The following is a 14,048-nucleotide window of genomic DNA, read 5'->3' as shown; positions in this document are numbered from 1 at the left end:
TTGTTACTTTTTCAAAGGAACCTACACCTTATTTACAAAAGCAAAACGCATTCTTTACATCAAAGTGGCGAAGTCTTTACACTCATTCTTTATCCTTAAGTTATTCAAGTATTGGAGGGAAAAGTAATGAAGCATTCGAAGTTGTTAGTCGGTTTGACCGTGGCCTTAACTGCCACTTTGGTATTAACGGGTTGCGGGTCGAAATCCGCCAGCAGTTCAAGCTCGTCAAGCTCGGCACCAGCGAAGCAAAGTAAAATCCTTGCCGTTGGGTCCACAGCCCTGCAGCCGCTTGTTGAGCAGGCCGCTAAGCAATATCAAACCGACAATCCTAAGGCCGAAATCACCGTTCAAGGCGGCGGTTCCGGTGCCGGATTAAGTCAGGTGGCGGCCGGATCGGTCACCATCGGCAATTCAGACATTTTCGCTCAGGAAAAGAAAGACTTGAAGGCCAGCGATCTGGTTGATCATCAGGTCGCGGTGGTTGCCATTGCCCCGGTTGTTAACAAAGATGCCGGCGTTAAGAACATTACAACCCAGCAGCTGGTCGATATCTTCCAAGGCAAGATCACTAATTGGAAAGACGTTGGCGGTAAAGATCAGCAAATTGTCTTGATTAACCGTGCGCAAGGTTCCGGGACCCGTGCCACCTTTGAACAGTTCGGTATCAAGACCGACAAAGTCAAGACCAGTCAGGAACAGGATTCTAGCGGTACCGTTTATCAGATGGTTTCCTCAACGCCTGGTGCGATTAGCTATCTAGCCTTCTCGGCAATTAAAGATGGCGTCCAAAAGCTCGCACTGGACAAGGTGCAACCAACTGACAAAAATGTCACGACCAACACCTGGAAGATCTGGGCTTACGAGCACATGTACACCAAGGGTAAGCCTAATGCATCAACCGCTGCATTCATCAACTACATTCAATCAAAGAATGTTCAAAAGACGCTGGTTCCTAAGCTGGGTTACATCCCCATCACCAAAATGACCGTTGCCCGCACGTACGACGGCAAAATCGAAGAAGTCAACAAGTAACCTGCTCCATATTTCTAGCATATAAATAGGCTGTATACAAAAACCGCGATCAACTGTGATCACGGTTTTTTATCATGCCGATTCTTTTAATTGAATGATTGTGGCACCTTTATATCTGCCAGTTCATTAATCGTCTGAATGATCCGCCTCATGATGAACCGTCACATTGGCAGCCTGAGGACCACGGGGACCTTCCACGATAACAAAGTCAACCAGTTCGCCCGGCGTCAGACTTTTAAACCCGGGTTCATTAATCGCCGAGAAATGAACGAAAATATCTGGCTGACCATCGGCTTCGATAAAACCATAGCCTTTGTCGACATTGAAATTCTTAACTCGTCCTTGCATGCTGTCACCTGCTTATTTATCAAAACCGTTTGCGACGGCCTCAGGGTAATTGGCCTCAACAATGGCGGCACAGCGACTGCACAATTCAGGTAATTTTGGATCGGCACCAATGTCAGTGCGAACCATCCGGCAACGTGGGCATACTTCCCCTTTAGCGTGGGTCACAACCACTGCCATATCTTCGAACTGTTCGGCATCTGCCGGCGCTTTGGCATCGCTTGGCGCAACTTCAAAGTGACTGGTGATCAACAGTTGCATCACGTTCGCTTCAACATCATCCAACATGTCACGAACCGGCCCGGATGGATACACCGTAACGGCTGCTTCCATGGACTTGCCGATCACCTTGTTGTCCCGCGCAACTTCAAGCGCCTTTTGCACTTCGGAACGGAAATCCATGAATGCTGACCAAATGTCGAGTAACTGATCCTCGTCGTCAAAATGCGTGACGTCCGGCATGTCAGACAAGGCAGCGTAAGCAGTATCCTGTTTCAGATACGGCCAAACTTCTTCCGCTGTATGCGGCAAAATCGGCGTCAGCAACTTCGTCAGATCTAGCAAAGCGGTATACATTACTGTCTGCATGCTCCGCCGCTTAGGATCGTTTTGGGCCTCAATATACACCACATCCTTGGCAACGTCGAGATAAAAAGCACTCAGATCGTTGACCAGGAAACTGCTGATGGTTTTTTCAACCGTTGCAAAATCGTAGACATCATAGGCCGCCTTGACCTTAGCAATGACCTGATTCAGACGAACCATGAGATAGCGATCAACGGAGCCGAGGTCGTCATAAGCAATGGCATCCTTTTGCGGATCAAAGTCACCGGTATTAGCCACCATAAACCGCAACGTATTGCGAATTTTACGATAAGCCTCAGACGTCTGGGCAAAATTGTCAACCGAAACCCGGACATCAGACGAGGAGTCCACGGTTGCGACCCACAACCGAATGATCTCGGCGCCAAATTGCTTTTCAATTGTGGCAGGCACAATGGTATTGCCTAGACTTTTACTCATTTTCCGACCCTTGCCATCAAGCGTGAAGCCTTGAGACAGGATGCCACGATATGGGGCGACACCGGTTGCGGCAACACTGGTAATCAAGCTGGAGTTAAACCAACCACGATACTGGTCGGATCCTTCCAGGTACAGATCAGCCGGGAAACTCAATTCCGGACGCTGAGCCAAGACTGCCTGGTGTGATGAACCTGAGTCAAACCAGACATCCATGATATCTTTTTCTTTGGTGAATTGACCATGCGGGCTATGCGGGTTCGTGTACCCTTCCGGCAAAAGATCCTTAGCCTCGCGTTCAAACCAGACATTGGAGCCATATTTGCCAAATAAGTCGGCGACATGGTTAATGGTTTCTTCTTCGATAATCGGCTCGCCGTCTTCAGCGTAGAAAATCGGGAGCGGAACCCCCCATGCACGCTGGCGGGAAATGACCCAGTCACCACGATCACGAATCATATTGTACAGACGGGTCTTACCCCAACTAGGCTTAAAGTCGACTGTATCAATCGCCTTCAAAATCTGATCACGGAAAGCTTCAATTGAGGCAAACCATTGCGTTGTGGCCCGGAAAATGACCGGCTTTTTGGTACGCCAATCATGCGGGTAACTATGGGTGAAGAAATCCAGTTTCAACAGTGCGCCTTTTTCAGTCAAGGCTTTGGTGATGAGCTTATTGGCATCATCATAAAAGACCCCTTCAAATCCCGGCGCATTTTCGTTCATGTAGCCCTTGGCGTCAACGACCGAAATCACGGGCAAGCCATATTTCATGCCGACTTTGTAGTCATCTTCCCCATGTCCAGGAGCGGTATGAACTAGGCCGGTCCCAGCGTCAAGCGTGACGTGGTCAGCTTCCATAACCAAGCTCGTACGATCATACAGAGGATGCTTAGCCGTCATTTTGTCCATGGCCGTGCCTTTGAAAGTTTTGAGAATCTTAGGCTGATCCCAGCCAATTTCTTCAGCCACCTGATCAAGCAGTTCGGCTGCCACAACATACTTGTGGTCGCCAACTTGAACCTGAACGTAATCAAACTTCGGATTAACCGCAATGCCGTAGTTCGCCGGAATGGTCCAAGGCGTGGTGGTCCAGATAACCAGTGACGTATCCTGATCCAACAAGCCTTTGCCATCAACTACCGGAAACGCTACATAAATCGACGGTGATTTATCATCGTGATATTCGATTTCGGCTTCGGCCAACGTCGATTCAGATGACCAAGACCAATAAACCGGCTTCAAACCATGGTAAATGTAGCCTTTTTTCGCCATTGCCCCGAAGACCCGAATCTCGCTGGCTTCGTAGGCATGATGCAGCGTAATGTATGGATGTTCCCAGTCACCCATCACGCCTAAACGCTTGAAATCAGTCCGCTGCTTATCAATTTCCTTCATCGCAAATTGCCGACACAGTTCTCGATAATCGGTCATCGACATTTCCTTGCGCTTGACCCCTTGTTTGGCCAATTGCTGTTCGATCGGCAGTCCATGAGTATCCCAGCCAGGAACATATGGTGCCCGGAAACCGTTCATGGACTTATACCGAACGATAATATCCTTGCTGATCTTATTCAAAGCATGCCCCATATGAATATTGCCGTTAGCAAATGGTGGGCCATCATGCAACATGAAGGTCGGTTTGCCTTCATTTAATTTCTGCCGTTGCTCGTAAACATGATCTTCGTCCCACTTCTTTTGCCAAACCGGCTCGTTCTTTGGTAATCCGGCGCGCATCGGGAAAGTCGTCTTCCCCATATTCAACGTATCTTTAATTTTCACGTGTCCCGCTCCTTTTGTTGATTGAATGAAAAAAGCCCGTCCCATATTAGGACGAGCAAACGTGGTACCACCTAACTTCAGGGAACAAGTCCCCCTCAGTGATTGCTTAACGGTGATCAACCGGTCCCGCTTATTGACTCGGCGAGACAACTGCGAACTGATATCATCAAGCGGTACTTGCCAGGCTCACACCTAATTCCTGGCTCGCTGCAAAGGGGACCGCTAAACGACGCGTGTTCATACGTTTTTAGACATTTTGATCGGTTGTCGCATCAGAATCGTCACTGTTCGACTCACTTGATTCCGATTCCGACTCAGCAGTCGCCGAATCAGCCGGTGTTGCTTCAGCGTTGGCTGAGCTTGAGGTTGCACTTTGATCATCTGGGAAAATGATCTCCGTGTAGGCATCGGCACCGGAAGCTGCTCCCTTAGAGTTTACGAAACCAGCTGGCGAATTGTCAAGTGATTCCTGACTCGGGTCCGTGGTATCCGGGGCTTCAGGTGAACTGGAAAGCAATTCTTTCCATTCCGGACTCTTCACAACTTCAAGCTGCGATTCTAGCATCACCTGTAATCGCTGACGGAAAACCCGGCTTTGGCGTTTAAGATCCTCAGTTTGAACGGAAATATTTTGCCGTTTCAGTTCCGCATCATGCAACGTCTGCTCCGTTTGCGCCTGTGCCTGGTGCATCTTTTGATCCGCATCGGATTTGGCCCGATTCAAAATCGCCTGGGCATCCTGTTGTGCTTGCTGCTTGATCAAATCAGCTTCCTGATGCGCACTATTTTTGACTTTTTCAGCACTCTCTTGCGCCACAATGATTGACTGATTCAAGGCTTCCTTCATGTCCGTGAAATACCGAACCTTTTCCTTGGCATCTGCCAGTTCCTTTTTAAGTCCTTCATTGTCTTTAATCAGACTGCTGTAATCTTTAACGATCTGGGCAAGAAAATCATTCACTTCATCCTTGTCATAACCGCGCATTTTGCTGCTAAATTCTTTATTATGAATGTCCAGTGGACTTAAAGCCATAAAATTGGTCCTCCTTGTATAGATGAGCGCCAGCTTGGTTCTTTCGCCGCCGGTTCGCACTTCCCTTAACGCGCTCCCTTAGCGCAGAAGCCTGCGTGTAAGGACCTTGGTCGCAATGGCAAAGACCCCGCCATCACGCCCAAAGTCACTTACACTCCGGCTTCTAACCGCGCCAGCTCGCGCTCATCCTTACTTATGAATAACCGCCGCCGATACACGCAACTTACCTTTTTTAGTTTCACCAAGAATCGCATCCAGTCGCAAGCGGCCGAAACCGCGAACCGAGATGATATCCGACGTCGCAACTTCAGCATCCGGCGCCTCGGTTTCACCGAAATTCAACCGTACTTTTCCGCCTTGAATCAAAACCTTGGCGCGTTGCCGCGACATATTGAAACCATGTGCCACAACCGTATCGAGTCGTAATGCACTGATTGAAAAGTCGATCGGTTCCCAGTCGTTCTCGGGAGTGACCGCCTGATCTAACGGATAGTCGGTAAAGTGAACGCCGACACGGCCGATTTTCGTGATATTGCTCATGACCCAGTCTTCCATGTGGGCGGCCACAAAGAATTGCCACGTTTGCCCGTCTGTAATGATATCGCCAAAAACATCGCGATCCAGTCCGGCGTTTAATAATGTTCCTTGAATCGTACTATGATGCATCTCGGCAAATTTTTCCGGATATACAATCTGCAGCAGGCGAATATCAAAATCATCCGGTTGTGCTTCATAATAATCCGGCGCAAAAATCAACCGTTGGCGCTCAGCATGCGGATACCCGCCGAAATGCGTGAGCTTCATGTCATCGTGGGCACTGATCAGACTGTCAGCGATTAACCGCTGCCGAGGATCGGTAAAATCAGTCAAAACGGCGCGATACTCGGTCCGAGCCGTTTCGACTAATTCAGCGAAATGGTCGATCAGTGCTGCTTCGTCTTTTCGAAAATGTTGATAGATGGCGTCCATGATTTGTCACCCAATTAATTGAACGAGTATCAGGAATAAACGCGACCAGCCGAACTTAATCAGCGAAAGCACGAAGAACGCCAGGATCGGAGAAAGATCCAACCCGGCGATTGCGGGAATGAACCGGCGGAAAATACTTAAAAACGGATCAACCCAGCGACCCAGGAAGCGATCAATTGCCGTTCCTTGAGCGTTAGGAAACCATGAAATCAGGATGTAAACAAACACCATGATCATGTATAAGTAAATCGCCCAGTCACCGACTCGGTATAATGCATACAGAAAATTGGACACTTGACACCTCGTTTAGTGTTGTGATGAAAGATTCAAACCGTCAGAATCAATGGTGCTGGCTAAGGAGCCGTCAATTTCAAAATTGGCTGGTGTGACTAAGAAAATCGACTCACCGATCCGCTTAATCTCGCCATTGATCGCGTAGACAGTCCCGGTCAAAAAATCGACGACCCGTCTGGCATCATCCGCGCCAATGCGATCAAAATTAATGACCACCGCCCGATTATTCAGCAAATGCGACCCAATCTCCTTGGCGTCCGAGTAAATTCTAGGCTCAAACACCACGATCTTGGCAGCTTTACCGGTCGGTGCCCCCATAGCGACAATCTTGTTACCGCGGTAATGATTCACATCCCGATCCTCCGGCTGCGCTGCCTGCGTCTGTTCGTCTTCTTGGTCCTGATAATCATCTTCATCATCATCCATGGCAAAGAAGTTGTTGAATTTTTCGCCTAACTTACCAAACGCCATGTTCCATGACCTCCTGACTATTGACGCCGACGCTTAAAGAACGGCGGCTGGTCGTCGCTTCCGGCATCGTCTGCATTGGTTTGATTTTCAAAAATATCAAAATCTTTTTTCTTCACATTGTTCATGTCATCGGAACTCGGTGTTTGTCGTTTGCTTGGCTCGCGCCGTAAATCCCAGTTACCAAATGGATCGTCACTTTGTGCTGACTGATCGTCATGCTGATCGTTACCTGCAAATGCCGGACGATAAGTGTCATTACCTTTGTCGTGATCGGCACCGCGTGTTTGAGCAGCTGGGCGGCGGGAGCTTTCCCGGCGCTGGTCTTCTTCTTCAATCCCAGTGGCAATGACGGTTACAACGACTTCATCACCAAGCTCTTCATTGATGGACGTTCCGAAAATGATGTTAACATCGTCTTTGGCAGCATCGGCAACAATTTGTGAAGCATCCTGTGCCTCAAACAAACTGAGGTCCGGTCCGCCTGTAATATTCAGCAACACCTGTTTGGCCCCGCTGATATTGACTTCCAATAATGGACTGGAAATCGCCTTTTTCGTCGCTTCGACCGTCCGGTTTTCGCCGGTGGCACTGCCGATTCCCATCAATGCGGAACCTTGGTTGGCCATCACGGTTTTAACATCGGCAAAATCGAGGTTGACGTATCCAGGACTGGTGATCAGATCGGAGATGCCCTGAACCCCTTGGCGCAAAACATTGTCCGCTGCATGGAATGCTTCAAGCATCGGGGTCTTTTTGTCCACAATCTCGAGCAGTCGGTTATTGGCAATAATGACCAACGTATCGACATGTTCCTTTAACTGGGCAATGCCTTCAGTGGCGTTTTTAGCCCGCTTAGGCCCTTCAAACGTGAATGGGCGGGTAACAACCCCTACCGTCAAGGCACCCTGGTCTTTGGCGATCTTAGCCACGATCGGCGCGGCACCGGTACCGGAGCCGCCACCCATGCCCGCCGTGACAAAGATCATATCGGCACCTTGTAATGCGGCACCAATCGCCTCTTCACTTTCTTCCGCAGCCTTCTGCCCGATTTCCGGATTGGAGCCGGCGCCCAAGCCGCGCGTCAATTTCGGTCCAAGCTGGATCTTGGTTTCTGCGTTACTGGCATTCAGCGCCTGTAAATCGGTATTGGCAGCGATAAATTCAACGCCTTTAACGTCTTCGGCAATCATGCGATTAATGGCATTGCCACCCGCACCGCCAACACCGATAACTTTGATGTTGGCGCCTTTTTCACTCTGTGCGTCCATTTGAAAATCCATTCGTGTTCCTCCTAGAATCGAGATTTATTCAAAGAAATTACCAAAGAACCGGCGCAAGGCAGATGGCTCCTTAGACTTGGTTTTGTCTGTCTGCTTGTCGGGCTTGCGCTTGACGAGACGCTGGCCTTCCGAAGCAGCGGTTTGTTCCGGCTGTTTTTGTGGAGCCGGTGATGGCGAAGATGATGGCATCTGCGCGCCGTCAACCATAAACGGCGTCGGCAGAACGCTGGAAACCAGCATTTCGATATCGGTCATCTGAGCAGCATATTTGATTAGTGCCAGTCCTTCTGTAAAGGAAGGATGGCGAAGGCCCATGTCATCGGGAATAAAGCGCTTGACCGGGCGATCAAAAATATCCTGTGCTAATTCGGTAACCCCTGGCAATGCCGTCGTGCCACCGGTGATCACAACGCCACCCGGCAGCTCAAGTGCGTTTACGGCATCGAGTGCCTTTTTCAGGCGCTTGAAGATTTGCGCGACCCGCGCTTCGATAATTTCCGATAAGTATTTTTCCGAAATCATCGCCGGTTCATGTTTACCGACAACGGTCACGGGGAAGGTTTCTTCTTCGCTGGTAGCTAGCGAATCCGCATTGCCGTATTCGCGTTTTAACTTCTCTGCATCCGTAAAGCTCGTGTTTAATACGACGGAAATATCTTTGGTGATATATTCGCCGCCTTCTTGATCGACCGACGTAAACTTGAGCTTGCGATCGTGGATAACAGCCGCTGTGCTTTGGCCGCCACCCATATCGATCAAGACCGTCCCGAAGTCTTGTTCACCATCCGTCAACGCCAACCGGCCAATCGCCAGTGGTGAAATGACCAGTCCGCCAACCCGTAACCCAGCTTTTTCAATGGCTTTTTTCGTGTTATGAATCACGGTTTTGGGAACCGTTAGCATAATGCCGCGCATCTCAAGCCGAACGCCCAACATCCCACGTGGATCCTTGATATCGTCAAACCCGTCAACGATAAACTCGGTCGGAACCAGTGATAATGTTTCACGCTCAGGCGGCAGGTTGCGAACCAATGCAGCCGCAGCAACACTGCGGACATCGTTGTCAGAGATCTCTTTGTTCTCCTCACCAACGGCAATCATCCCCGAAACCTGTTCAATCTGCAGCATATTGGCAGGGATGCCAGCCACAACCCGATCGATCTTGATATTTGCCTTGTCTTCAGCTTGGGCAACGGCCGCCTGGATGACTGCGACTGCCTTATCGATGTCAACGATCACCCCACGACTAACGCCTTCAGACCGCTGACTTCCCACACCAATAACATTCATTTGTCCCTGTACTGCTTCGGCAACAATGACTTTTATTGAGGTGGTTCCGATATCAAGTCCAACGTAAATACCTTGATTATCCATGTATCGGGAACCTCCTTGTGTAACTTTTTAATCAACTTAATTTTCATATTAAAACGGTGCCATCATCAGTGTAACACACTCATTTTCTGATGAGAAAACAAACCTTACAAAATCAGTCATTTGACGACTTTTCACCACTTGAATATGGCCGCCAGAAAGCACCGACTTCTAAATCAACGACGCCTTTTTTCTTGACCTGTGAAACAATTGCCGGATAGTACTTGATTTTTTTGGCAATGGTACGCGAATCGGCTATGATCCGATAACCATCGCTCATGTTTAAAGCAATCTGGTTGGGATTGGCGTCACCGCGGCTTGCATCGATTTCCGAAATGTCATGACGAATCGCATCAGGAAACTGATTCAGTAACTCAATCATTTTAGGTAATTCCTTGGCAGTGAATCCAGAAAAGACGGGGTAAGTGTCAACCGGTGTTTGCGTGCCGGCCTTCAACACCTTGCCAGTGACCAGAATCTTATGGTAAGCGTGATTCCGATACACATAGCCGATCGTCTGATATTCACTTGTACGAATGATAATCCGGTTGAACCCTTTTATAGTTAGGCTGGCTTCTTTAATTTCCGGTAAAGATTTCTGCACCCGTTGCGCAATGTCATTTTTATGCACCAGCACACTGAGCATTAAATCGTTATCCGATAGTTTAGTCGCATTGATGACTTGCTGATCAGGTACCGTTGTGACACCTTGGACGCTTACCAATCCGACTTTAGAAAGCGGACTAGCAAAATAGCCAAAAACCCCCAGCAAAAATAGCAGGGGGAGCAGGATCAACGCAAGGTTCTTGATCAGTTTACGTCGCCGCAAATTTTGAATCTTCGGCAGCTCAACATCCAGCTTCGGCTTTCGGCGCCGATCATGTCGCGGCTTCTGTTGCTGACGCGCTTGATATTGCTGCCACGGTGTCAGCGGATCAGACTGCTGTTCTTTTTTTCGGAGCCAAGCCAAAGTCATCACCTACGTTTCGAAAGGAGTGTTGTCATCACAGCGATCAGTTGATCACTGGCATCCGGTACGCCTAGTTTCTTTGATGCCTGCGCCATGGCGGCACGCTTGGCATCATCCTCCATGAGCGTCACCACCCGCTGGGGAAAATCCTGGCCTAATTCAGGTTCGGTAATGGTTAGCGCCGCACCTTGTTTGGTTAAACTCTGGGCATTTAAATATTGATGGTGGTGGGTCACGTTAGGGCTCGGAATCAAAATAGCCGGAATGCCTAGCGCCGTGATCTCCGCAAGCGTCGTCGCCCCCGCCCGGCTGATCAGCAGCCCGACATCAGGTAAAATTGACGGCATATCATCAATGTATGGCACAACCTTAATCGAAGAAGGTAACGGCGGCAAAGATGTTTTGATGTTATCATAATGGCTACGTCCAGTCGCAAAAAGCACCTGGAAATCAGCTTTGCCCCAAACCGGCAATGCTGCTAAAACCGCCTCATTGATCTTGGGTGCTCCGCGTGAACCGCCGAAAACCAATAAAGTACGCTTGTGAGGATCAAGTCCGAAATCCTTTAGACGGTCATTCGGTTTTAACCCGGCAACCTGCTGCGCTCGGGGATTGCCGGTTACCACCACTTTTTTTGCCGGAAACGCTGAAGCCACTTCAGGAAAAACAATGGCGACGCGATCGACAAAATGGCTGAGAAACTTGTTTGTCACACCGGCAACCGAGTTCGATTCATGAATCACGGTCGGAATATGCATTTGCGCGGCAGCGAATAAAATCGCGCCGGAGACATAACCACCCGTGCCAACTACGATATCTGGTTTGAAATCACGCAACAACTTTTTTGCCTGACCCAAACTGCCAATAAACTTTTTGACCGTTGTCAGATTGCTCAAGGAAAGACTGCGCTTGAAGCCTTGCAGGTCGAGTGTCGAAAATTTCAGGCCGGTTGCCGGCACAATCCGACTTTCCAAGCCATGCTCGGTGCCGACATAAAGGACATCATCGAGTTTACCTTCCGCCCTCAACGCCTCGATTAACGCCAAGGCCGGATAAATATGGCCGCCAGTACCGCCACCGGAAATAACCAGCCGCATTTAATTGCCCTCGCTTTCGACCGTTTGTTGCAACTGATGAACCGCCTTGATGAAGTCATCGCCACGGACTTCAAAATTTGGATACTGATCCCAACTGGCTGCTGCCGGCGATAGCAAAATGACATCCCCCGGCCGACTGGCTTCATAAGCTAGCGGTACGGCGGTCATCACATTATCGGTTTTTTGAACCGGCACCCCGGCATCCTTAGCGATTTTGGCCATCAGTGGTGCTGTCTGCCCAAAAACAACCATGCTCTTCACGTGTTCCTTGACCAGCGGCGTTAACGCATCCATCGGCAAGCCGCGATCCAGTCCACCTGCCAGCCAAACGATCGGCTGATGAAACGCGTTAAGCGCAACGGTCGCAGCTTCGACGTTGGTCGCCTTGGAGTCATTATAAATCCGGCGTCCTTCCAGCGTTTCCAAATACTGAATTCGGTGTTTGACCCCGGAAAAGGTCCGCAACACCTCGCGAATCGCGTCATCTTCGACCCCTTTTAACTTGGCTGCGGCAATCGCTGCCAGCGCGTTTTCAATGTTGTGCAGACCCGGAATCTGCATCTCACTGGCTTGCATGATTTTATCGCCATCAAACGTCAGCCAGCCATCAATCAGCGAAGCACGAGCACCAGGCGCCTGCTTACGGGAAAACGGCACAATCTGGGCGTTACTTTGCTTGGCGAGCTTATGCATTTCCGGAAGATCCCAATTCATAATGAAATAGTCATCCGGTGTTTGGTTCATCGTGATCCGCATTTTGGCTGCGACATAATTGGCGCGGCTGCCATGCCAATCCAAATGCGCTTCATAAATATTGGTCAGAACTGCGATGTGGGGATGCAGGGTTTTGATACCGCACAGCTGAAAACTCGACAACTCCGCCACAATCGTATCGTCTTTGCCTGCCTTTTGGGCGACCTGACTGACGGGAATGCCGATATTGCCGGCATCAAACGCATGGTGTGGCCGCTGCTGATTCAACATCAAGCCAATTAATGTGGTTGTGGTGGTTTTGCCATTCGTACCCGTGATTCCGATCCATTCGGCTTCGGATACCTGATAAGCCAACTCCGGCTCGGTAATAATCGGTAACCCTAGCTCCTGCGCCCGCTTTACCATAGGATTACTGTATGGAATGCCGGGATTTTTGACCATCAATTCAAAATGTTCATCCAGCAATTCGACCGGATGCCGGCCGGTAATCACCCGCATCCCGTCTGCTAACAATTCCTGCGCATCCTTATTGTTATCGAATTTCTGCTTGTCATTAACCGTCACCAAGGCACCTAATTTATGTAGTAAGCGAGCAGCGTTGACACCGCTCTTTGCCAGACCTAACACAAGCACCTTTTTATTACGATAATCCGAAATATTTTTCACAATTGATCCTTCTTTTTATAGCGTGACTTTAAAGAAAAAATACCAGATAAATGCCGCTAGCGATCAGCCCGACCAGCCAGAACGTCAAATCAATCCGCCACTCGGACCAACCTTTCATCTCAAAATGATGATGAATCGGCGACATCAGGAAGATTCGTTTGCCGGTTAACTTAAACGACGCCACCTGCAGGATGACACTGGCAGTTTCAATGACATAAATGATCCCAATCAGTAATAACGACCATTCGCGATGAAGCAAAATGGCGACGACTGCCAGCATGCCGCCCAGCGCCAAGGAACCTAGGTCGCCCATAAAAATCTGTGCTGGTTTATGGTTGAACATCAAAAAACCAAGCATGGCGCCGACCGTGACAAGGCAGATAATCAGCACATCCGTCCGGCCTTCGCGGGCAGCGATGATGGCATAGGTACCAAACGAAATCGTCGTCTGCCCAGCAACCAACCCGTCTAAGCCGTCGGTTAAATTGACTGCATTGCTAAAACCAACTAGCCAAAAAATGACAAAAACAACGTAGAACCATGTGGCACTGATATTGCCGATCACCGGTACCCATAAGGTATGATCGAACCCTTCATGAAAATACGCGATCAGAAAAATCACGGCGCCCAGAATCTGACCTGCCAGCTTTTGCCAAGCCTTCAGCCCTTCGTTACGATGATGAACCAGTTTTTCAAAATCATCATAAAAGCCCAGTAGGCCGTATAGAACCAAAATAAACAAAGAAATCCAGACACTCAGCGTCAGTTGGTGTTGCCAAATGCTAACCCAAATAGCCGAAATAATCATCGCGGCAATGAAAATCAGGCCGCCCATTGTTGGTGTCCCTGATTTCTTCTCGTGCCAACTCGGCCCTTCTTCGCGAATCACCTGGCCTTCTTTTTTGTAACGCATGTACCCGATAAATAGTGGCATAAACATAATTGTAATGGCAAATGCCGAAACCATCGGAATGAGCATCTGAGCAAGTTGCATGACTATCCCC

The 14,048-nt window shown here is 49.2% G+C and carries 13 protein-coding genes; 1 reads left to right on the top strand and 12 read right to left on the bottom strand.

Annotation, left to right across the window (positions count from 1 at the left end; translation table 11 throughout):
* The first annotated feature begins 126 nt into the window (after window positions 1–126).
* On the top strand, window positions 127–1,032 hold the full coding sequence (locus LACPH_RS05970) for a phosphate ABC transporter substrate-binding protein PstS family protein (protein WP_274784788.1): 906 nt from the start codon (window positions 127–129) through the stop codon (window positions 1,030–1,032).
* 126 nt (window positions 1,033–1,158) lie between these two features.
* Here LACPH_RS05970 and LACPH_RS05965 read toward each other — a convergent pair whose 3' ends face one another.
* From LACPH_RS05965 to mraY, 12 genes are all read right to left on the bottom strand, one after another.
* A complete protein-coding gene (locus LACPH_RS05965) occupies window positions 1,159–1,380 on the bottom strand; it encodes a cold shock domain-containing protein (protein ID WP_010488644.1) in 222 nt (73 codons plus the stop codon).
* Window positions 1,381–1,392: 12 nt separating this feature from the next.
* Window positions 1,393–4,179 (bottom strand): isoleucine--tRNA ligase, encoded by a 2,787-nt coding sequence (gene ileS, locus LACPH_RS05960; protein WP_274784787.1) that lies wholly within the window; start codon window positions 4,177–4,179, stop codon window positions 1,393–1,395.
* Window positions 4,180–4,426: 247 nt separating this feature from the next.
* A complete protein-coding gene (locus LACPH_RS05955) occupies window positions 4,427–5,212 on the bottom strand; it encodes a DivIVA domain-containing protein (RefSeq protein WP_049169722.1) in 786 nt (261 codons plus the stop codon).
* Window positions 5,213–5,401: 189 nt separating this feature from the next.
* Window positions 5,402–6,181 (bottom strand): YlmH family RNA-binding protein, encoded by a 780-nt coding sequence (locus tag LACPH_RS05950; RefSeq protein ID WP_274784786.1) that lies wholly within the window; start codon window positions 6,179–6,181, stop codon window positions 5,402–5,404.
* 6 nt (window positions 6,182–6,187) lie between these two features.
* A complete protein-coding gene (locus LACPH_RS05945; RefSeq protein ID WP_274784785.1) occupies window positions 6,188–6,475 on the bottom strand; it encodes a YggT family protein in 288 nt (95 codons plus the stop codon).
* 12 nt (window positions 6,476–6,487) lie between these two features.
* Window positions 6,488–6,946 carry a cell division protein SepF gene (locus LACPH_RS05940; protein WP_274784784.1) on the bottom strand — a complete coding sequence of 153 codons (459 nt, stop codon included), beginning with the start codon at window positions 6,944–6,946 and terminating at the stop codon, window positions 6,488–6,490.
* A 17-nt stretch (window positions 6,947–6,963) separates the two neighbouring features.
* Entirely contained in the window at window positions 6,964–8,226 is a 1,263-nt protein-coding gene (gene ftsZ, locus LACPH_RS05935) for a cell division protein FtsZ (protein ID WP_025013180.1), read from the bottom strand.
* Window positions 8,227–8,250: 24 nt separating this feature from the next.
* The gene (gene ftsA, locus LACPH_RS05930) at window positions 8,251–9,600 is read right to left on the bottom strand and encodes a cell division protein FtsA (protein ID WP_087912057.1); all 1,350 of its coding nucleotides are present in this window, start codon (window positions 9,598–9,600) and stop codon (window positions 8,251–8,253) included.
* A gap of 112 nt (window positions 9,601–9,712) precedes the next feature.
* Complete coding sequence (locus LACPH_RS05925; protein ID WP_087913250.1) at window positions 9,713–10,567, bottom strand: cell division protein FtsQ/DivIB; 855 nt, start codon at window positions 10,565–10,567, stop codon at window positions 9,713–9,715.
* 5 nt (window positions 10,568–10,572) lie between these two features.
* Entirely contained in the window at window positions 10,573–11,664 is a 1,092-nt protein-coding gene (gene murG / locus LACPH_RS05920; protein WP_274784783.1) for an undecaprenyldiphospho-muramoylpentapeptide beta-N-acetylglucosaminyltransferase, read from the bottom strand.
* Window positions 11,665–13,044 (bottom strand): UDP-N-acetylmuramoyl-L-alanine--D-glutamate ligase, encoded by a 1,380-nt coding sequence (gene murD, locus LACPH_RS05915; RefSeq protein ID WP_047106035.1) that lies wholly within the window; start codon window positions 13,042–13,044, stop codon window positions 11,665–11,667.
* A 28-nt stretch (window positions 13,045–13,072) separates the two neighbouring features.
* Complete coding sequence (mraY, locus tag LACPH_RS05910; RefSeq protein WP_274784782.1) at window positions 13,073–14,038, bottom strand: phospho-N-acetylmuramoyl-pentapeptide-transferase; 966 nt, start codon at window positions 14,036–14,038, stop codon at window positions 13,073–13,075.
* Window positions 14,039–14,048: the final 10 nt, after the last annotated feature.

The sequence above is a fragment of the Lacticaseibacillus parahuelsenbergensis genome (genome assembly GCF_030770265.1).
In the GTDB taxonomy this organism is placed as follows: Bacteria; Bacillota; Bacilli; order Lactobacillales; family Lactobacillaceae; genus Lacticaseibacillus; species Lacticaseibacillus casei.
The sequence above is the reverse complement of the archived record's forward strand: the minus strand, read 5'-3'. Positions and strand labels throughout refer to the sequence as shown.

What these genes read in the sequence shown, in the direction of transcription:
- LACPH_RS05970 (WP_274784788.1), top strand. Translation starts at nt 127, where the DNA reads ATGAAGCATTCGAAGTTGTTAGTCGGTTTGACCGTGGCCTTAACTGCC.
- LACPH_RS05965 (WP_010488644.1), bottom strand. Translation starts at nt 1,380, where the DNA reads ATGCAAGGACGAGTTAAGAATTTCAATGTCGACAAAGGCTATGGTTTT.
- LACPH_RS05955 (WP_049169722.1), bottom strand. Translation starts at nt 5,212, where the DNA reads ATGGCTTTAAGTCCACTGGACATTCATAATAAAGAATTTAGCAGCAAA.
- LACPH_RS05950 (WP_274784786.1), bottom strand. Translation starts at nt 6,181, where the DNA reads ATGGACGCCATCTATCAACATTTTCGAAAAGACGAAGCAGCACTGATC.
- LACPH_RS05940 (WP_274784784.1), bottom strand. Translation starts at nt 6,946, where the DNA reads ATGGCGTTTGGTAAGTTAGGCGAAAAATTCAACAACTTCTTTGCCATG.
- ftsZ (WP_025013180.1), bottom strand. Translation starts at nt 8,226, where the DNA reads ATGGATTTTCAAATGGACGCACAGAGTGAAAAAGGCGCCAACATCAAA.
- ftsA (WP_087912057.1), bottom strand. Translation starts at nt 9,600, where the DNA reads ATGGATAATCAAGGTATTTACGTTGGACTTGATATCGGAACCACCTCA.
- murG (WP_274784783.1), bottom strand. Translation starts at nt 11,664, where the DNA reads ATGCGGCTGGTTATTTCCGGTGGCGGTACTGGCGGCCATATTTATCCG.
- mraY (WP_274784782.1), bottom strand. Translation starts at nt 14,038, where the DNA reads ATGCAACTTGCTCAGATGCTCATTCCGATGGTTTCGGCATTTGCCATT.